General features: G+C 71.8%; 22 protein-coding genes and 1 pseudogene. All 23 read right to left on the minus strand.

Going from position 1 to position 17,820, the window contains the following annotated elements:
• Positions 1 to 53 precede the first annotated feature (53 nt).
• Entirely contained in the window at positions 54 to 1,847 is a 1,794-nt protein-coding gene (locus tag AOQ37_RS10600; RefSeq protein ID WP_062643655.1) for a type IV secretory system conjugative DNA transfer family protein, read from the minus strand.
• Between the two features lie 36 nt (positions 1,848 to 1,883).
• Positions 1,884 to 2,663, minus strand: a complete 780-nt coding sequence (locus tag AOQ37_RS10605) for an SPDY domain-containing protein (RefSeq protein WP_062643657.1) — start codon at positions 2,661 to 2,663, stop codon at positions 1,884 to 1,886.
• 2 nt (positions 2,664 to 2,665) lie between these two features.
• Positions 2,666 to 2,947, minus strand: a complete 282-nt coding sequence (locus AOQ37_RS41200) for a hypothetical protein (protein WP_234436865.1) — start codon at positions 2,945 to 2,947, stop codon at positions 2,666 to 2,668.
• Positions 2,948 to 3,257: 310 nt separating this feature from the next.
• A pseudogene (locus AOQ37_RS10615) lies at positions 3,258 to 4,080 on the minus strand (SPDY domain-containing protein).
• On the minus strand, positions 4,071 to 4,427 hold the full coding sequence (locus AOQ37_RS10620) for a hypothetical protein (protein WP_062643661.1): 357 nt from the start codon (positions 4,425 to 4,427) through the stop codon (positions 4,071 to 4,073). The pseudogene AOQ37_RS10615 and the gene AOQ37_RS10620 overlap by 10 nt, the downstream one beginning before the upstream one ends.
• A 27-nt stretch (positions 4,428 to 4,454) precedes the next feature.
• A complete protein-coding gene (locus AOQ37_RS10625) occupies positions 4,455 to 5,258 on the minus strand; it encodes an SPDY domain-containing protein (protein ID WP_062643662.1) in 804 nt (267 codons plus the stop codon).
• On the minus strand, positions 5,255 to 5,638 hold the full coding sequence (locus tag AOQ37_RS10630) for a hypothetical protein (protein ID WP_062643663.1): 384 nt from the start codon (positions 5,636 to 5,638) through the stop codon (positions 5,255 to 5,257). The genes AOQ37_RS10625 and AOQ37_RS10630 overlap by 4 nt, the downstream gene beginning before the upstream one ends.
• Before the next feature lie 276 nt (positions 5,639 to 5,914).
• Entirely contained in the window at positions 5,915 to 6,322 is a 408-nt protein-coding gene (locus tag AOQ37_RS10635) for a hypothetical protein (protein ID WP_062643664.1), read from the minus strand.
• A 16-nt stretch (positions 6,323 to 6,338) separates the two neighbouring features.
• Complete coding sequence (locus AOQ37_RS10640) at positions 6,339 to 6,986, minus strand: hypothetical protein (protein ID WP_062643665.1); 648 nt, start codon at positions 6,984 to 6,986, stop codon at positions 6,339 to 6,341.
• Positions 6,983 to 7,741 (minus strand): hypothetical protein, encoded by a 759-nt coding sequence (locus AOQ37_RS10645; RefSeq protein ID WP_062644406.1) that lies wholly within the window; start codon positions 7,739 to 7,741, stop codon positions 6,983 to 6,985. The genes AOQ37_RS10640 and AOQ37_RS10645 overlap by 4 nt, the downstream gene beginning before the upstream one ends.
• Positions 7,742 to 8,235: 494 nt before the next feature.
• A complete protein-coding gene (locus AOQ37_RS41205) occupies positions 8,236 to 8,460 on the minus strand; it encodes a hypothetical protein (RefSeq protein ID WP_078890118.1) in 225 nt (74 codons plus the stop codon).
• A gap of 13 nt (positions 8,461 to 8,473) precedes the next feature.
• Complete coding sequence (locus tag AOQ37_RS10655) at positions 8,474 to 9,319, minus strand: hypothetical protein (protein WP_062643666.1); 846 nt, start codon at positions 9,317 to 9,319, stop codon at positions 8,474 to 8,476.
• Complete coding sequence (locus AOQ37_RS10660) at positions 9,316 to 9,741, minus strand: hypothetical protein (protein WP_062643668.1); 426 nt, start codon at positions 9,739 to 9,741, stop codon at positions 9,316 to 9,318. Before AOQ37_RS10660 ends, AOQ37_RS10655 begins: the two co-directional genes overlap by 4 nt.
• Positions 9,742 to 9,840: 99 nt before the next feature.
• The gene (locus tag AOQ37_RS10665) at positions 9,841 to 10,332 is read right to left on the minus strand and encodes a hypothetical protein (RefSeq protein ID WP_234436866.1); all 492 of its coding nucleotides are present in this window, start codon (positions 10,330 to 10,332) and stop codon (positions 9,841 to 9,843) included.
• A gap of 208 nt (positions 10,333 to 10,540) precedes the next feature.
• Entirely contained in the window at positions 10,541 to 12,340 is a 1,800-nt protein-coding gene (locus AOQ37_RS10670; protein ID WP_062643669.1) for a vWA domain-containing protein, read from the minus strand.
• Entirely contained in the window at positions 12,337 to 13,473 is a 1,137-nt protein-coding gene (locus AOQ37_RS10675) for an AAA family ATPase (protein WP_062643671.1), read from the minus strand. Before AOQ37_RS10675 ends, AOQ37_RS10670 begins: the two co-directional genes overlap by 4 nt.
• 74 nt (positions 13,474 to 13,547) lie before the next feature.
• The gene (locus tag AOQ37_RS40400) at positions 13,548 to 13,694 is read right to left on the minus strand and encodes a hypothetical protein (RefSeq protein WP_159401331.1); all 147 of its coding nucleotides are present in this window, start codon (positions 13,692 to 13,694) and stop codon (positions 13,548 to 13,550) included.
• Entirely contained in the window at positions 13,691 to 13,912 is a 222-nt protein-coding gene (locus AOQ37_RS10680; protein WP_062643674.1) for a hypothetical protein, read from the minus strand. The genes AOQ37_RS40400 and AOQ37_RS10680 overlap by 4 nt, the downstream gene beginning before the upstream one ends.
• 37 nt (positions 13,913 to 13,949) lie before the next feature.
• Positions 13,950 to 15,143 (minus strand): hypothetical protein, encoded by a 1,194-nt coding sequence (locus tag AOQ37_RS10685; RefSeq protein WP_107085167.1) that lies wholly within the window; start codon positions 15,141 to 15,143, stop codon positions 13,950 to 13,952.
• On the minus strand, positions 15,140 to 15,592 hold the full coding sequence (locus tag AOQ37_RS41210) for a hypothetical protein (RefSeq protein WP_078890119.1): 453 nt from the start codon (positions 15,590 to 15,592) through the stop codon (positions 15,140 to 15,142). The genes AOQ37_RS10685 and AOQ37_RS41210 overlap by 4 nt, the downstream gene beginning before the upstream one ends.
• A 285-nt stretch (positions 15,593 to 15,877) precedes the next feature.
• Positions 15,878 to 16,411, minus strand: coding sequence for a hypothetical protein (locus tag AOQ37_RS10690; RefSeq protein WP_062643676.1), 534 nt, complete (start codon positions 16,409 to 16,411; stop codon positions 15,878 to 15,880).
• On the minus strand, positions 16,411 to 17,160 hold the full coding sequence (locus AOQ37_RS10695; RefSeq protein ID WP_078890147.1) for a glycosyltransferase family 2 protein: 750 nt from the start codon (positions 17,158 to 17,160) through the stop codon (positions 16,411 to 16,413). The genes AOQ37_RS10690 and AOQ37_RS10695 overlap by 1 nt, the downstream gene beginning before the upstream one ends.
• Before the next feature lie 47 nt (positions 17,161 to 17,207).
• Positions 17,208 to 17,780 carry a hypothetical protein gene (locus AOQ37_RS10700; protein ID WP_234436887.1) on the minus strand — a complete coding sequence of 191 codons (573 nt, stop codon included), beginning with the start codon at positions 17,778 to 17,780 and terminating at the stop codon, positions 17,208 to 17,210.
• Between the last annotated feature and the right edge of the window lie 40 nt (positions 17,781 to 17,820).

Here is a 17,820-nt window from a genome sequence, read left to right on the forward strand (position 1 = left end):
GAAGTCCTTCGCCTCACGTGAGCGCACCGGCACCAGGTGCAGCCGGGCGGCGCTCACACGGCCTTCCCGAAGTCGGACTGCGTCGGCGCGTGCTTCGCCACGGCGCGGGCGGTGATCGCCTTGGACGCGCGGGCCGACGCTGCGGACAGCTCATCCGCCCCGGGCCCCAGGTACCACGGGCGCAGGTCCAGCATGGCGGCCCTCATGCCGGTGGCGAAGCAGAGCGCGGTGCCCTTGGGGAGTGCGCGGATGGCGTCGGCGGGCAGGATTCGTTCCTGCCGCATGCTGACCGAGGTCGACTTGCCGGACTCCGAGTGCGAGGTGGAGGTCGTCTCGACGTCGTGGTCGCCGATCAAACGGCTGAGCTTGTCCGCGAAGTCCGGGTCGTCGATCCCGGAGCCGATGACCTTGACGGTCGAGGCGGACCACATGGCGTCCATTCCGGCGTCCGACCACACTTTCTGGCCCTGGCGGTAGGACTGCAGGATGGTGATCGGGATGATGCCGCGCGACCCGAGGTGCGAGTACAGGTCCGGCAAGTCGCTGATCTTGCAGACGTTGGCGGCCTCGTCGAGGATCGCGAGCATGGGCGGGTCGAGCCGTCCGCCGGCGCGTTCGGCCTGCGCGGTCGCGGCCCGCATCACCGAGTCCGCGCACGCTGCGATCAGCGCCGAGGCGCCGCCACCACCGTCCTTGCTGAGCAGGAAGAGCGTGTCGGTGGAGGTCACGAACGCGGACGGCTTGAACTCAGCGGTGCCCTTCTGCGGGGTGACCCAGGCGGCGATCTCGCTGTTCAGCAGCGCGGCGGCGTACTGGCGGGCGGTCTCGTAGATGCCGTCCCTCGTTTCCGGCGGTCCCTCCACCGTGCCCTTGAGCTGGGCGGCGACGGCGGCGAATTGGTGGTCGCGGAGGATGTCGAGCGGGGTGCGGTCGGCGGGGAAGGCCAGCCACTGCATGACGTCGGTGATCGGCCGCTCGTCAAGGGCCGCGGCGAGGAAGAGCTGGGCGAGGATGTTGGATCCGGCCTTGGACCAGAAGTCGCCCTGCTGGCTCGCGTCCACGGAGGCGGCGAGGAAGTGGCCGGCCAACCGCCCGGCTCCGTCCAGGGTTTTGGCGTCCGCCAAGGGGTTCCACCACATCTCGCGTGCGGCGTGCGCGATCTGCTGCGGGTCCATCGACCACACCTGTCCGACGCGGGCGCGGGCGTCGTAGGTCGCGGTGAAGGCGTCGCCGGCGGCTTTGTTCGAGGTCAGCAGGACCGGGCCGGGCGCGGCGAGAATGGAGGGGATCGCGAGGCTGGTGGTCTTGCCCGAGCGGGGCGCCATGATGGCGACCGCCACGTCCTCGTAGCCCATGCGCACCTCGTGCTTGGTGCCCTGCAGGTTGCCGAGCAGGATGCCGGTGTCGCGGGCCTCGATGTGCTTGGCGTGCTTCAGGCTCGGGCGCAGAGAGCGGGCCTTGTCGGTGATCGCCTTGGCCATCAGCGGTTCGATGTCCCGGGCCTTGGCCATGCCGGCGATCTTTTTCTTCCGGCCGCCGCTGCGGTTCTTGTGCCGGGCCCACAGGACGCCCACCGCAATGGCGAGGGCCAGGAGCAGGACAACAGGGACGACGCGGGCACCGATCAGCAGGGACGTCTCTCCCGCTTTGGGCCACAGCTGATCGGGGTGGAGCAGGGCGCTGGTCGGCTGGTAGGGGGCCCAGTCGGCGCCGGTGAGGTAGGCGGTGACGTTGCCGGACAGCCAGGCGAGGTGGGCGAGGGGGACGACGACGGCGAGGACGCCGATCAGGAGGCGCAGGACGAGGTCGTACCCGTCCGTGTTGCTGTTGGAGGAGGAAGGGGGCAAGGGCTACGTGCTTCCGGGCGGGGACGGGCGGTGGGATCAGCGGCTGCGGTGGTTCTTGGCCGGCGGCTGTCGCGAGGGGATCGGACTCGTCGGCGAGGTGGCGTGCCAGGCAGCGAGGGAGTGGACGCGTTCTTCCAGCGCCCCGGCCACGTACACGGCGAGCACGTCCGTGGTCCTACGGGTGACGACGTTCGGGTCGCGGGTCGGGAGACTGCGCCCGCTGTCGATGCGCGGTACGGGCTTCGGATCGGCGAGCGCAGCGGTGAACGCGGCGACCATGTACGCAGGAATGTGCGCGCCGAAGCGGGCCTGCCACACTGGCCGGTCCGGGCCGAGTGTGGCGGTGAAGAACCAGGCGCCCGGTTCCTCCGCGTTGCCCAGCCGCTGGACGTACGCGGTGCCGTCGGGCGACACGAGGCTGTTGTCCGCGGAGGCGGGTGACCAGCCGATCTGTTGGAGCGGCTCGTACGGATCGGACGGTGTGCTCGCGGTTGCGGCCGGATCGGTGAGGGCGTCGGTAACGGCGGCGATCAGTTCGACCGGGGTGAGGGCACCGAAACTCGCGTACCACGCTGGCCGGTCCGGCTCCGCAGCGTGGTGAAGGGTCCACCACTGGCCGTCGGGTTCGGGCTCCAGGCGCAGGAGGGCTTTCCGGTCGGGGCTGGAGAGCAGGACGCGCGCCATCAGGGGGTCGTTGCCGTGGCCCCAGCCGCAGGCGCGGTGGAGAGGGACGGTGATCCAGGCGGGGTCACCGCCATCGGCCAGGTGGCGCGGGGCGATGGAGTCGACCTCGACAGTCTCGGGAGCCAGGGGCATGGTCACCTCCGTGCCGGGGTTCGCCGGTCGGCCGCGGGAGCCGGCGATGGTGCAGGCGCCAGAGGTGAGGGGGCGCTGCGGGCAGCGGCGTTGATCTCGCGGAGTGTCTTGCCATGGGTGGCCCAGTCGTCGAGGTAGCTCCACGATTCGGCGTGGTACTCGGCGAGGGCGTCGTCGAAGGCCGTGGTGCCGGGCTTAGCGGTGGCGGGAAGTGCGTCTCGAGTTTCCAGCCACTGCTCGTGCAGCTGCTCGAGCCGGTCGAGGGCGGCGTGCAGGACACCCAACTGGTAGACCCAGCGGCTCTGTACGGTACCTTCCGGCAGGCGGCCCAGTTGCGTCTCCGCTGTGGCCAGCAGGTGACGGGCCCCGTAGCGGAGCGATTCGAACGCCTCGGCGGTGTCGGCGTCGCGCCGGCTCGCGCGTAGGCCATAGGCGTGGTCGTCGTAGGGCCATCCGTCGAGGTCGGTGTGCTCGTCGGAGTAGGCGTCCCAGGCGTCGAGGATCTTCTTGCTGTCGCTTACGTAGCGGTCGAGGTGGCGCAGGAAGTCGCGGTGTGCGCGGTGATCGGCGGAAATGGGGAGGGGTCCTGTCGGTTCAGCGGCGGGCGGCAGGCTGTGCGGTGTGGGCCTTCGCCGGGGTCGGTGCGGGTCTCGTCTGCTGTCGGCGGGTGGAGCGTGCCCGGGCGCGGAGCGAATCGATACGCGCGGTGTGCGCGTCGACCACCTGCTGCGGGCGCAGCGGGCTGGGCTCCTGCACGGCGCTGTAGTGGCCGGTGCGGTCGTACATGCCGCGTTGGAGCGGGCTTCGGTCGACCAGCGCGGTGAGGAACGATCCGACGAGGTGGGCGGGGGTGCGCTCGTCGAGGTAGGCGTGCCAGATACGCGGGCCGGGGAACTGGTCGTAGCCGGGCTCGCGGGTTTCGACATGCCAGGACGGCCGGTCGCTGAATTCGCTCAGCGGGCGCAGTTCGATGTGGCACATGGAGTCCGGCGAGTATGCCGTGACGCCTGAGTCGCGGTGCCACCCCGCCGAAGTCACCGCCTGCCACGGGTCCGGCTGCTGTGGCGGCGGGGCGACGAGGGCGTCGGTGAACCCGGTGAGGACCTCGGCGGGCACGAGTTCGCCGAACTCGGCGTACCAGCCCGGCTCGGTGTCGGTGGGCTCGGCCCGCAGCCGCCACCACGCGGAGGTGGCGGACTGCGGGTCGAACTGGAGGCGGTGGCGAAGGTCGGGGCTGCGCAGCACCATCTCGGCGCTCAAACGGGTCGGAGACGGCGCTCCATCCGGCGACGGCCAGGCCGTGGGTGACGTGGCGGGCATCCCCGGGGCCGGCGAGGTGGCGGGGGCTGGTGTCGAAGGGGATCTGCCTGGCGTGCTTGTCGGCGAACGCGGCGAGCTGTCGTTCGCTCAGGGGCACCGGGCGTCTCCCGGCTCACTCGCGGCGGTGCTGCCGTACAGGTCCCGGAGGTCGTCCAGGACGTAGTGGAGGGTGTGCTGGTCGGCCTGCTCCCACGCGGCCGTGCGCAGTTCGGTGATCAGAAGGTCGACCTGTGCGGTGCGCGGCGTGTCCGGGTGTTCCTGCAGGGTGCGGGCGAGGGCGCGCAGAGTGTCGGCGAGTTGGACGGGCAGGCCCGTGTATTCGTCGAGGAGGGGCTCTACGAGGGCGAGGGCTCTCACGGGGTCAGGGTTCTCGCGCAGGTAGTCGGTGAGTTCCGACAGGGTTTCGGTCGCGGTGTGGATGGTGTCCGGGGTGAGTGCGGGCATCGGGCTCCTCGGGACGGGTGCGGCGGGTCAGCGGCGGGTCCGGGCGCCGCCGGCCGGGGTATGGGTACGGGCGGTGGTGCGTGGCCGTGTGCTTCGGGCGCTGTTGCGGGCCCAGGTGGCGGCGCGGGCGGCCGTGATCCGGGCCTGTTGCCACGCGCTGAGCTGGGAGGGCGTGACGGAGACCGACCAGGTGCGGATCTGTGCGTTGTGAGGGACGCGCCCGCGCGGGCGCATCACGGGATCGGGATTGGCGAGTTCGGCCGAGAGGGCTTGTACCAGGTGCATCGGGGTGTTGGGCGTGAAGTTGGCCGTCCAGCCGTTGCCCTGCTGGTCCTTCGCTCCGGTCCACCACATCGCCGTGCCGTCGGGGCTGTGGTGGTACTGCATCCACGCGGTGCCGTCGGGGCTGGTCGCCGTGTAGTGCTCGCCCTCCAAGCGCGTGTGCCAGTTCTGCTCCTGCAGGGGCGCCCAGACGTTGGGGGCGTGGGCGGAGCGGGGGCGGGTGAGGGCGTCGGTCATACCGGCGACGATCTCCACCGGCGTCTGCCGGCCCAGGTTCGCCGCCCATGCGCCGTTCAGGCCGTCCGCTTGGCCGTGGATGGTCCACCCGCCGGGCAGGATGTAGGGGTCGTAGGCGACACGGACGGTGCGGTCGGGGCTCTCCATGAGTAGCGGGCCGCCCGTCTTGGACTTGTCCCGCCAGCCCGAGGCGCGCAGGAACTCCGAGACGTGCCGGACGTCGCCGCCGCCGGCGAGGGCGCGGGGCTGGACGAGGTAGTGCTGCTCGGCCTGCTCGCCTGGCCCCCAGCCCTGCCATTGCTTCTTCTTCACCGGTGCCGCCGGACGACGAGCGGTGCGGGGGCCGGGGGCTTCGCCGCGGTGGTGGCTGGCTGGGTGCCGACGTGCTGCAGGGTGTCCTTGTGTTCGTCCAGGTCGAGGGTGATGTCGTGCAGTTCGTTCGAGGCGCGGCCCAGAGCGAGCCACACCTCCGCGGGGAGTGCGCCTCGTTCGGCCTGGTCCTTGGCGAACACGCTTCCGGTGGCGACGAGGTGGGTGATGCCGCCGAGGACTCCGGTGTCCGGGTCGAGGACGCGGGCGATGACCTGCGCGGCCTGGGGCGGGGGAAGCTGCGAGAGGTGGTCGGCGAGCTGGCCGAGCTGGCGGGTGATCTCGTCGGCCAGTCTCACCGGGTAGGGGGCGGGGTGGGACATGCTCCTCCGGGGCGGTGAACGGTCAGTGGTGGTGCCGGTGGCCGACGCGCTGGGTCTCGGCGAGGACGGCCTCCGGGCGGGCGCCGGCCAGCGGGGTGGTGCGGTCGGGGCCGGTCGGGATGCAGGCGCGCAGGTAGCGGCGGAACAGGGCTGTCGCGAGTCGGGGTTGGAGCCGGTTGCTGATGGGTGGGGGTGTGCGGGCTGCTACGGGTTTCTCCGGGGATCGAGCGGGGCGGTGGGCGGCCCCGGCGGGGTGCCGGGGCCGCCCACGCGGTCTTACGGGGTGCGCCGGGACGGTGCGGGCCGCGAGGGGGAGCCGGCCGTTGCCGGATGCTGCGCGGCGAGGCGGGCTACACGGGTGCGGGCGTCATGCACAGCTTGCCGGTAGGCGGCTTCGTCGAAGACCTCGGGCACGCAGTTGACCTCGGCCCCGGCCAAGAGCAGGGCGGGGATGGCGCGGGTCGCCAGGCGCTTCTGCTCGTCGGCACCGAGTCGTTCGGGCACGGTGTGCCAGATGTACAGCGGCGCGCCCGTGGGGTGTTCGTGGCGTTCGAGGCCGAGCTGTTCCAGCAGGTCGTTGAGCTGGGCGGGGGCGCCGGTGGGGGTGTCGGCGGGGATGGTAGTCGTCAGGGCCTTGATGTAGATCTCGACGTCCGTGCCGTATCCGTCGGCCAGGTTGGCCATGTGTTTCTCTCCGGGGTCAACGGTGGCGGGAGGCCGAGGGCTGTGTGGTGCTCGGCGGCGGTGTGGGGGCCGCCGGTTGCGGAGCGCGTGCGGCGTGGTTGCGGGCGTGGAGGATCACGCACGCGGCCTGGCTCATGGAGTTCGCGGTGTCCCTGAGCCGAGCGAGGGGTTCGGGTTCCTCGCCGGGGGCAGCCCCCTGGAGGGCACTGGCGGCGATCCAGGCCCGGACGACCACTTCCCTGGTAAGGGGCAGCAGCCCGTTGACCGGGGCAGCGATCTCGGTCAGCACCTCGGCCACCGCACTGCTGGTCTTGGCGGCAGAGACCCGCTCGGCGAGCTGGGTGAGGAAGCGCAGGGCCGCGTTGTGTTCGCTGTCCGGTGTGGCCAGCGCGTTCAGGGCGGGGTCGAGGTGGACGCTGTGACCGGCGGAAAGCAGGGCGTGCGAGGCAGCGGTCGCCTTCAGGCGCTGGTGCTCGACGGGCAGGCCGTGGGGAAGCCGGTGGTAGTCCCTGCTCGGTCCGGGAGCGGAAAGGAAGCCGCCGGTTCGCTGGAGAATGTAAGCCGCCTTCTCGGTGCCGCCGATGGCGACGACCAGGCCGGTGCGGGGGTCCTTGGTGATGGTGATGTACTCCAGCACCCAGAACTCGGGCTCCGTCTGCTTCATCGAGCCCTGGTGGCCGGCGCACGACTGCCGGCCGGGGAGGGCGGCATGGAGGCTGGGGTGGAGCTGGGCGCGGTTCGGCCTGCGGGGTGCTGGAGGGCGGTGCCGATGCCGAGCGCGTCGAGTTGCGGGCCGATCTCGCGCAGGGCGCGCGCCTGCGCTCTGGTGTCGTCGTTGTTGAGGCGGTAGATGCCGCTCTGCGGGTCCTGGACGAAGCCGTGGGCGACGAGGATCGCGCCGGCACGGTCGTCGACGGGGGCGGTGGCGACGCTGCCGTCCGGCTGCCAGGTCAGGACGACCCGGTCCGGCTGGGAGGGCTGGATGCCGCCCAGGGCGTTGTGCCGGACCCGGGCGAGGGCGCTGTCGTAGCGGGCGAGCAGGTCGCCGGCTATCTGCTCGGCGCCCAGGAACGGGTCGTCCGCGAGGGCGATGCCGTTGGGCTCGGGGACGGCGCGAAATGCTTCGTCGGGCAGGGCGAGGGGGGCGACGGCGGCGATGAGGAATCCGTCGCGTTCGTCGTGCCGGTCCAGAAGGACGAGTTGGGCGCCGTCGGGGCGGCTCAGGACGGCTGCGTGCCGAAGCGGGTGCTCGGCGAGGGACGCGGCGACCAGGTCCAGGTCCCAGATGCGGTCGGCGAGTTCGGTGAGGTCGTCCTTGGCGTCGGCAGGGAGGTGAGTGCTGGTCCAGGTGTCGGGGAGTTCGCCGGCGAGGACGTCGGCGTACGAGGCGAGGCGCTCGGAGGTGTCGTAGTCGTGCATGGTGTCCTTGGGCGAGGTGGGGGTCAGCGGCGCAGTCCGGCGGCCACCGGGTGCGGCGGGCCGGGGAGCGTGCGCGGCGGGGGCGGGCAGGCGCACACGGCGGAGCGTTCGCGTTCGTTGGCGGTGACCTCCCCGGTGCAGTTGATGCGGCCCGGGTGTGGGGCGTGCCGGTCGGCGAGGGCGTTGCGGGTGTGGGCGAGGCCGGTGCGGATGATGTGGAGGTGCTCGTCGACGAGGTAGCGCAGCCGCCGGGCGGTGTAGGGGTCGGCCGCCTGGCCGAGCCCGTCGTGGAAGTCGGCGGTGGCGGTGAGTACTTCCTCCAGCGCGGCGAGGATGCCGTCGTGGGCGGCGGTCAGCTCGGTCAGCGCGTCGGCCGCCTCGTCCGTGGTGGTGGCGTTGCGCAGGCGCTCGGCGAGGTGAGCGACGGAGGAGCCCAGCGGCAGGTAACTGGCTGGTCGGGCGTCGGTGTCGAAGTCCGGGGCGCAGTCGACGTGTTATCCGGCGGCCCGCAGGCGGGCGACGGCGTCGGTGGCGAGACGGGACTCCTCGTCTTCGGCGAGGCCGGTGGGGACGCGGTGGTAGGTCTCGTGGAGGCGGACGACGGCGACGAAACCCGCACGCTGGAGAATGCTGTGTGCCTCGGAGTCACCGCCGCGGGCGAGGAGTTCGTCGGAGTGCGGGTCGCGGCGGATGTCCAGGAAGCGGCCGGTACGGGGCAAGGAGACGTTTCTCCTACGGTGATCGGTGGGCGGTGTGCCGGACGGCGGGCAGTGCGGCGGCGACCCGGGGCTGGACCAGACGTGCGGCGGTGCTGTCCAGGTCCTGCTGGATGGCATGGAGACGGCGGGCGATCAGCTCCAGGCGGTGGGCCGTGTCGGTGCCGCTGGCTCCGGGCTGGCGGGCGATCCGGTGCGCGGTGTGCTCGACCAGTCCGCGGACCGTTGCCAGCGGGCCGGCGTGCTCGTCGGCCAGCTGGGCCAGGACGCTCGCGAGCTGGGCCGATGCCGTGGGCGCGGTACGGATGGCGGGCTGCGTCGTGGGCCCGGCGCGGAGGGGGATCAGGTGGAGGTCCTGCTCGATGCGGCGCGCCTCGTCCGCAAGGCGCCGCAGGATGTCTGCGGGCGGGGCGTGCCACGCGCCGTCGAGGTGGATCAGGTTGGCGATCAGGTCGAGGCGTCCGGGCTGGGCCTGAACGGCGATCCACCGGCAGCCGTGCTCCTTGCCGGGAATCTCGATACCGGCGGCTCGCGCGAGCCGGTGAGCGACCTCGGCCCACTCGGGGCCGGTCAGCTCCCGGTCGTCCGGATGGAGCCGGACGTCGATGTGGAGGATCGCCCGCCGGTCGTCGTCCGGGCTGGCGGCGAACGGTTGCTCCAGGTAAGGGACTTCGAGGTGCTCGGCCCACTGGACGGATGTCCAGGTCTTCTGTTCGTCGTCCAGGGTGTAGTAATCCAGGCCCGGCCAGTGGGCGACGATGGTGTGCTCGGTCAGGCCCTCGTTCGGGGAGACTGGCCGCCGCAGTGCCTCGGCGAGTGGGTCGTGCGGATTGTGGGTCCGCTCGTTGAGGCGGGGGATCACCGGCCGCTCCGGATGTCGGCGATGTGCACGAGCTGGCCCAGGGCGGTGGTGGTGTACCAGCCGCAGTCGATCAGCTCGTCGCGGCCGGAGAACCGCGCAAGGAGGGCGTCCTCCATGGCCCGCAGGTAGATCAGGCAGTCCGGGCAGTGGCGCGAGAGGTGCACGAGGTAGCGGGGGTGGGCGGTGACGTAGGACTGGGCTCCACCGGTCGCGTCACGCAACCGCCAGCCGTCCTCGTCGGTCGGGGTGTGCCAGGACGGGGCGACGACGCGCATCGCGTCTCCCCACAGTTCCCAGCCGGCCACCCCCTTCAGGACGACGACGGTGTCACCGGTCTGGAAGTGCTCGTGTGTGATGTCCCGGTCGGGGGTGAGCGGGTCGGGCGTGGGAGCGAAGGCCGAAGTGGGCGGGGGCTGGGACATGGGTTCCTTCCACGCGATCGGTGGCGGGGTGGGAGGAACAATGGTCCGGAGAAACGCCGGTTTGGCTAACCGGCGTTTCCCGGCTATGTTCCCCCGCCGTTAGCGGAACGGGTTCTCCGTCCCGCGGTCCGCCTCGGTGGCTGCGTTGAGCAGTTCGAGCACGTCGGTGCCCTCGGCGTCGCGCTGGTCGATCCACCATCCGGCGGCGGTGATGGAGCGGGCCTTCTCCTCCAGCTCCGCCCAGTCCGCCTCGTCCCAACTCCCCTCCACCACCAGTGCGGTGTGCGCGGCCGTCATCAGCTGGTGGCGGGAGCGCTCGCCCCAGTCCAGGGCCTTGGCCGGGCCCTCCAGCGGCGGCATGTCGAACTGCCTTGCCCACGCGACGGCAGCCTCCTGCTCGGCGGCGCGCTTGGCCGCGAGCCACTCCTCCTTGGACTCCGTGTCGGCGTCGCGCGATGCCTTCCAGCAGTCGGAGCAGTCCTTAGCCGTGAGCCAACGGGCGAATCCGGCCCGCTTGTCGGCAGGACGACCGGACAGGTCATGAACCACCTGGTGGGAGCAGGCGTGCTGCACGGTCCAGTGCGTACTCACCCCCGGGGAATTCCGTTTGATGGGCGTTACGTTCGAGGTCGGGCTGTTGGTCTGGGGCTTCAAATCGAGTGCCTTTCGTTGGCGGTTGGGGTGGTGGCCTGCGTCGTTGGTGAGGGTCGTGCATCAGATGCACGATTCATGCGGCGGACGGAGGTGGTCTGGAGTGCTTGGCGGTGGTCTCGGGGACGCTTCCGCTTTCTGCGTCGTCTCAGCGTGTCCTGCGGATGGCGTCTGTGGCCGCCGTGGCGATGGCGACGGGAGCGCTGGAGGGCTGGGGCAGGTGCAGCAAGGTGGTCCCCGGCAAGTGGTGGGACTTGGCGGTGAGGGTGAGTTGGAGTACGGCGCAGCCGGCGGTCGTGAGCTGCTTGACGCGGGTGACGGCAGAAGCGGTTTCGTCGCTGCCGTACCGGGCGTCGGTGACGATCACGAGGAGGCGGCCGGCGCCGGGGCGGCTGAGTTCGAGGCCATGGTCGAGTGCGTCGATGGCGTCGCCGAGGTTGTGGTGGCCGCCGGTGGCATCGAACGTCGTCACGCGCTCTGGTGCTCGGTGGGTGGGTCGGGTCAATGCGGTCAGGTGCCTGTCATAGGCGATGGTGGCGGTCAGGGAGTCGGGGTCGGTCAGGGCTGCTGCGCGTGCCACGATCCAGGCAGCGGACGCGACGGGCGCGCAGGCAGCACGCATGGAGCCGGACACGTCGACGGCGATACCCACACGCAGCGGCGGGGTGGGGGAGTTCCGGCGGCGGGTGTGGGTGAACGGTTCCGCGGTGGGGACCGACCCGGCCGCGCGCTGAGCGTCGCGGGCGAGGGCCGCGCGCATGTTGAGGCGGCCGGGCGGGGTGGGGCTGGTGGTCCGCTCCTCGGTCCGCTCGCGGTAGGCGGCGGCACGCAGGGCGCGGCTCAGGCGCGCGGCGGCACTCTGCTCAGCGGCGGTGGGCCTGCGGGTGCCGGTGACCGGGTTGCCGTAGGGCGCCGGTGTGCCGTCGGGGGTGACGGTGGTGCCACGGGCGTTGAAGACCGACTTGGCGGTGGCGGCGGCTTTGCGCCGCTGGCCGGCCCGCTGGGCGCGGTCCTGAGCCTGCGCCTTGGACTGCGCGGCCATGGCGTTGGTCGCCGCGGCCTGTGCCGCGAGGTCGGCGGCGTCGGTGGCTGCCGTGCTGTCCATGACGACCCCCACGGCGCCGGACAGCAGATCGGTGAGGTTCTCCGGCACGGGCAGGGCGGGGGCCGCGGTGTCCAGAGCGTCGCACCATTTTTGAGCGTGCGCGAGCATGGTCGTGGCGTCGTGGTCGGCGCACTGGTGGGCTGCGGTCCAGATACGGGTGAGTGTGGCCAGCAGGTCTGCGCCCAGCACCTTTTCGCACAGATCGGCGACGGCCTGGGTCTCGCCGGCGTCCAGGATGCCGACGTCACGGCGGCCGAGGACCAGGGCCGCCACGGCGGCGGCGTGCTCGATGCCCTGGAGGGTGGGGTGGGCGATATCGGGCACGACCAGGGTTCGGGCACTGGTGCGCAGGTACGTGCGGTCCGTGGGCCGCGTGATCAGGTGTGCGCCTTCGACACGGCTCTCCTCCAGCAGGAGCGCGGCCTCGACGACACGGGGGTTCGCTCCGGGAGGCGCCGTCCAGTCGGAGTGGGCCGCGTGCGCGGCCTCGTGGACGAACACTCCCCAGGCGGCGGGATACCGCTCCTCGTCTCCCACGATCCGCGGATGGATCTCGTAGGGCTGGAGCGGGGCGAACAGGCCGGCGTCGAACTCGACCTCGCCCAGCGTGGGGAAGAACGCGGCCGGTGCGCCGCTGCGCGTGCCGGGGCGGCAGGTGACGAGGAGGTCCTGGCGGCCGGAGAGGGCGACCAGCCGATCGCCGAGTTCGGCTCCCACCCGCAGCCACAAGTGCGGGGAGGAACGGGGTTGCGCGGGCGGGGCGCCGTCGTCATCCCAGCGCGCGAGGTCGGCGTCGTCGTCCCGCGTGGTGGCGGGGGACTGGACGTGGCGGTGGGCGCTCATCGCGAGCGGCCCCGGTGCGCGGAGCCGATGCTCGGGGGCTGCCGGACGGCCGAGGCAGGGAGCTGCTTGCCGAGGGTGAGGGGAGCGACCTCCTTGACGCCAACCGCCTTGATGACGGCGTCGGCGACGGCGTCGCGATCCTCCACAGGAGCGATGCCGACCAGGTTCGCGAGCGCGGCTTTGGTGCCGAGGACGGCCTCGGTCTTCTGGTAGCTGAGCAGTTCCCGCAGTTGGGGGGCCCAGCCCAGCTCGCCGAGTTCGACTTGGCGGGAGAGGTGTCGGGCGACCCGGACCACCCGGGCATCGATCCGCAGCGCCAGGGCGAGGTCATAGTCCGTGCCGATCTGGATCTGCACGCTGAACCGGCTCGCGAGCGCCTCCGTCAACACCGCCCCGTGGACGCCGGGATTGTGGCCCGCCACCACGTAGAAGCCCGGCTCGGCCTTGATGGTCTCGCCCTTGTGGGCCTTGACCTGGATCTGCCGGCGCCCGTCCATCGCGGGATACAGCGCCGCCAGGACCTTCGGTGAAATCAAGGTGGCATCGTCGATCAGCAGGGCGCGGCCCTCGGTCATCGCGGTGACCAGCGGACCGTACTGGAAGACGTAGCCTCCCGCGTCGTCCTGTGTGTACTCGCCGATCAGGTCGCCGACCGTGGTGTCGCCGTCACCGGCGACGGTGAGCAGGTCCGGGAACGCCGCCTCGACCAGACTCGTCTTGCCGGTGCCCGGAGGGCCGTAGAGCAGCACCGGCACGTCGGCGTCGCGCAGACGGTTCAGCGCCTCGACGTCGGGCAGATCGGCCAGCTCCCGGGGGTGGTAGAGCTGGCCCCCCGCGCGGCGGATCGGGCCGGTCTGTCTGGGCGTGGCTGCTGCGGGAGTGGTGCGGGCCGTGGCCGGCTGGGCGCGGGGAGAGTGGGTGCCTGGTGGGCTGATCACAGCGGTCTGCGCGGCTGCGGCGGTTTTCGCGTTCGCGCGGAACTTCGGTTGTCCGGTCCCGCTTTGGTCGGCCTCGCCGCGTCGCACCAGGGTGAGGGCGGCGTTACGGACGGCGCCGTGGGAGTGGCCCAGCTGCCTGGCCATGTCCCCGATGGTGAGCGTGTCCGCCGGCCGGTCGGCCAGCAACCGGGCCACCTTGGCCCGTAGTTCGCCGCCCTTGGTGCGCGCTGGACTGGTAGGCGGTCCGGGTGTGGTCAAACGAGGATCCTTCAACAGGTGCGGGTGCGGGTGCGGGTGCGGGTGCGGGTGCGGGCGGGGTGGGCGATGCGCTGGAGAGGCTGACCGCTCTCGGAGCGGATCACGGACTGTGCCGACATCGGCGACCGGGCCAACCGGGGCGTACCGTCGGCGCTCACCGGCCGACCGAGGGCTCGGTCCAGGGGCACCCGATGGCCGGCGACGAGCAGCTCGCCGGCTGCCGAGCAGGCCCGAGCGTCCGCTCCGTATCGGGTTCCGTCGCTCTGCAGGCGCAGCCTGGCGTCTCTTCGAAGCCGGCCTGGAGCAGGATCCGCCGGGCGGCGGCGTTGTAGCCGGTGGTGGTGATCTCGCCGGTGATGGTGTGCCGGATGGTCATGAACGGCTCTGCTGGTGCTTCGGGCAAGGCGGGTCTCCTATCGGTGGTGGCGGGCGGGCGTGATGGCGCGGGGCGGCGGCGTGGGTGGTGCGGTGTCCACGGCCGGACGCGGGCGGACGCGCAGCACGGGGGTGCGGTGCGGCGGCAGGACGGCGACGGTCGCGCCGAGGTCCTCGGCTGCCTCCTCGACTTCGCGGGTGAGGAACTCGATCTGCCGGCCCAGCGCCGAGAGGCGGGCGGCGATCTGGCGGCCCTGCACGGTCTCCAGCGCGCTGGCGAACTGGCTGCTTGTTTCCAGGAGTTCCTGGAGACGGACCATCGGGCCCGGGGTGTAGCCGCGCTGGACGGCGCCGAGGAGAGCTTCGGAGGCGTCTCCTGCGGTCTGGCCTTCGACGACGTCGCGGATGAGTTCCTGCAGCGACACCTCCGGGACCGGCGCCGGGCGGTTGAACCGGGAGACGTCCGCGCGCAGCACGCCAGGCGGGACCGGGGTGGGCAGTGCTTTTCCTGCCTCGTATTCGTGGGCGTAGTGTCCGATCACCTGCCAGCCCGGTGCGTCCGGGTCGCCTCGCAGCGCGACCAGCGTCGAGTCATCGTTCTCGATGAGGTGGGCGAGGGTGATCGGCTGCCCGTCGGCGGCGTACCACGACTCGGTCAGCTCCAGCTCGCCTCGCTTCTGCGCGGCCTGGGCCCTCTCGGTCCACATCCCCTGTTCTTCGTCGGTCAGCGGGGCTTTGTGGTGGTGGTGCTTGTTCTGGTCGGCGAGGTCGCTGGCGATGAAGCTGTGATCCGCCCAGGCGGCGAGGTGCGGCCATAGGGCCGAGTTCTGTGCGCGTTCGGCCGGGGAGCCGGGGGCGGCCGGCCGGTCGAGGGCCCGGCGGATCTCGGCGGCGGAGGCGGCCAGGCCGTCCAGCACGGCCCGCCACCCGGCAAGGTGCCGGGCGGGTGGCAGCTCGTCGAGCGCACGGCGGGCGGCGTCGAGCAGAGTGTCGGTGTGCGGGGCGAGGTGTGTGGTGAACGCCTCCACCGCCGCCCTGTTGCGGTGGGCTCGTGCGGCTGCCGCGGCGCCTGCGTGGACGGTGCGACCGTAGCGGTCGCATGTCATGTCGAGCGCGACCTCGCTCTCGCGGTCGATGACCGCCATCCGCAGCCGGAAGTTGCGTGCACCGTCCGTGAGTTCCGGTGTCACCGGGACGGAGCCGTCCGGGGTCGGATTCCTCGCGGGCGTCATCGGGACCGTCCACTGCCCGAGGCCGTCAGGTGGACGGTCGGTGCGTAGGTGGGCTTCGGCGGGATCGGTCGGGCCGAGGGCGGGGAGGTGGTGGGCGGTGTGGCGCGCTGCGTCGTTCGGCCGGCTGCTGCTTGGGCGAGACGGCTGCGGCGCTCCTGGAGCCCGTTCGGCCCGTCCGGGCGTGGTGGCCCGGCGGTGAGGGACGGGTCGGGGCGAATGTCGGCCTGCACGCTGTAGCCGAGGCTGCGCAGGTCGTGGACGGCTTGGCGGGTACGGCGCAGCCCATCGCGTTCCGGCTCGGTGAGCCGGTAGAGGCCCGGCGAAAAGGGGACGGGCTCGAACTGCTCGCGGACGAGGAACCACTCGGCCAGGTGAGGGGTGAAGCTCGGTGCAGCGGTGGCGACGAAACCGTGTTCGGGATGGGCACGGAAGCGGAAGTGGTCGGACAGAGAAGGATCCCTTCTTACTGCTGGTCAGCGGCGAGGGGACGGCGGATGGGTCGTGGTACGCCGGGCTGGTTTCAAGGGGGCGGGGCCACCGGGGAGGGCTGGGCGAACGTCGGGGCCGGGCATGCTGTCGCTTCCGTCGTCCCGTTTGGTGAATCCGGCCTGGTCCAAGGCGGTGTTGGCCCACTGCTACTGCTTGGGCGATGGCGGCCAGGGCGGCGGCGCGGCTGTAGGCGAGCCGGATCTCGGCAAGAGGGTTCGGGGCATCCCGGGGTCTGCTGGTGTCGTTCAGTGGCGGTTCGGCTGCCGTGACTGGGCGGCGGCAGCTGGCTGGGTTAGTGGGCCGGTCGTGCGCGGTGTGGACGGCCCAGACGGTGCTGGGGTGGAGGTCGATCGCAGGGCGGCGGCGGTGTGGCGCAGGCGTGCGCGGGCCGCGACGTACTTCTCGGCCGTCATGATCCGCAGGACTTCGGGGTCGTTGCGCAGGGGCGAGTGGGCGAGATCCTCCACGGCCTCGCGCTGGAAGCCGGTCGTGGCGTAGGTCAGGGCTTCGGCGAGTGTGTCCAGAACTCGCGTGATACCGGCGGCGGCCCGGGCGAGCTGGACCAGGGCGGCGCGTTCGGGCAGGTAGACCGTCTGCGGTGTGGTGAACCGTTCCTGCGCGTGTTCGATGGTGTGCTGCAGATGGTGGGCCAGCACGCCGATGTCGTCGGTGAGCGTGATCAGGTCGACGGCGTCGGGGCCGGTGGGGAATGAGGCGGCCAGTTCCTCCAGACGCCTGGCCAGGTAGTCGAATGTGGCCGGAGTGACGGAGGAAGACATCAGACCACCCCGGCCGCAGCGCTTGTCTCCCGGGCGCGGAAAGCGGCTCGCAGGCTGCCTCCGTAGTTCCACGCATGGCGCCGAGCCTCCGGCTCCAGGACGTCATAGGCGTCCTGGCGGGTCATCTGGCCAGGGTGTTTGCGGTACCGGTAGACCGGCAGGGGAAGCAGGATCCCGGGGGCGAGGCTGGTGACGCCGAGGGCGGCGCAGTAGTCCTCGCCCTGGACGAGCCCGCCCATCGGAGCGGCGCGCACCAGGTCGGTGCGGGCGAGGATCGTGGTCGGCCCGATGGGGATGGTGGCCGCCGGTGACTTCCAGTACATCCACACGTCGCCGGCCTCGTGCCGGCCGGGCGGGGCGGGGCATCGCCACAGGGTGGTCGAGCCGTGGTGCAGGTCCTCGCTCCATCCCGCGCACCAGCCGACTCCCGTCGATTCCAGGATGTTCAGCCGTACGGACGTGGCGTCGTCGGTGAACTCATCATCGTCATCTGCCCAGTTGGTGTACCGGGTGCGGACATGGGCGAGGGCCAGGTTCCGGGCGCAGGCTGCGCCGACCGGGCGAGGCAGAGCAAGCGTGCGGACGCGGGAGTCCTGCGCGAGCGGGTCGGGCAGGCGGTCCGACGAGGCGCCGTCGAGCGCGATCACGGCCTCCCACGGCACGGACTGCCGGGTGAGGCTGGCGTGCATGGCGGTCAGGTAGTCGAGCCGGTCTTCGCGCAGGCGGCTGGCGATGACGACGGTGATCAGGGGCGGGGTGTGCGGGGGCAGGGGAGGCTCCGGGAAGTGAGAGTGAACTAGCGGCGCGTGGTGGGACGCGGGGCGTGGGCCTTCGCCGGGGATGCAGCGGGAGCGCCTGGGGGCGGCGTGCTGCGCGATGCCCGGATAACCGGTGCGGGGTCGAGGGAGGACCAGGCTGCCGGGTGGTCGTTGAAGGCGGTGCGCGGGTCGGTGGCCCAGTCCACGACCGGGCCGATGTCCTCGTGGAGGAGGCTGATCACCTCGATGCCCTCCTTGTGCAGGATGTACCCCCACTGCATGTCCTGCTCGTCTGCGGTCTCGTCGGTGACCGACATGCGCCGCGGCGGGGAGCCGTCCGGGGTGATCAGGTGGTCGAGGTTGCGGCTGGGCCACTGCTCGCCGCCGGTCAGCGCGGCCACGAGTGAGGGCGGGGTGCCGTCGAGGAGATCGGTGCCCAGCTCGTCCCAGCCGACGGCGACGTCGTCGATGAGGTGACGGGACATGGCTTCCACGTCGCGGCCGAACTTGTACTGGTAGGCGGCCAGGAGCAGCGGCAGGTGGTGGCTGGGTACGCCGTCGAGCTGGACGTGGATGCCGCTGTATCCCGTACCGGTGGTGGGGCGGGCGATGAAGGAACGTGTGGACAGGGAGTTCTCCGGATCGAGCAAG

Origin of the sequence: Streptomyces maremycinicus (assembly GCF_001184025.1) — a bacterium.
Lineage (GTDB): Bacteria > Actinomycetota > Actinomycetes > Streptomycetales > Streptomycetaceae > Streptomyces > Streptomyces maremycinicus.

Coding starts and splice junctions, on each gene's coding strand:
- AOQ37_RS10605 (WP_062643657.1), bottom strand. CDS start 2,663: ATGCCCCTGGCTCCCGAGACTGTCGAGGTCGACTCCATCGCCCCGCGC.
- AOQ37_RS10620 (WP_062643661.1), bottom strand. CDS start 4,427: ATGCCCGCACTCACCCCGGACACCATCCACACCGCGACCGAAACCCTG.
- AOQ37_RS10630 (WP_062643663.1), bottom strand. CDS start 5,638: ATGTCCCACCCCGCCCCCTACCCGGTGAGACTGGCCGACGAGATCACC.
- AOQ37_RS10635 (WP_062643664.1), bottom strand. CDS start 6,322: ATGGCCAACCTGGCCGACGGATACGGCACGGACGTCGAGATCTACATC.
- AOQ37_RS10640 (WP_062643665.1), bottom strand. CDS start 6,986: ATGAAGCAGACGGAGCCCGAGTTCTGGGTGCTGGAGTACATCACCATC.
- AOQ37_RS10645 (WP_062644406.1), bottom strand. CDS start 7,741: ATGCACGACTACGACACCTCCGAGCGCCTCGCCTCGTACGCCGACGTC.
- AOQ37_RS10660 (WP_062643668.1), bottom strand. CDS start 9,741: ATGTCCCAGCCCCCGCCCACTTCGGCCTTCGCTCCCACGCCCGACCCG.
- AOQ37_RS10670 (WP_062643669.1), bottom strand. CDS start 12,340: ATGAGCGCCCACCGCCACGTCCAGTCCCCCGCCACCACGCGGGACGAC.
- AOQ37_RS10680 (WP_062643674.1), bottom strand. CDS start 13,912: ATGACCATCCGGCACACCATCACCGGCGAGATCACCACCACCGGCTAC.
- AOQ37_RS10685 (WP_107085167.1), bottom strand. CDS start 15,143: ATGACGCCCGCGAGGAATCCGACCCCGGACGGCTCCGTCCCGGTGACA.
- AOQ37_RS10690 (WP_062643676.1), bottom strand. CDS start 16,411: ATGTCTTCCTCCGTCACTCCGGCCACATTCGACTACCTGGCCAGGCGT.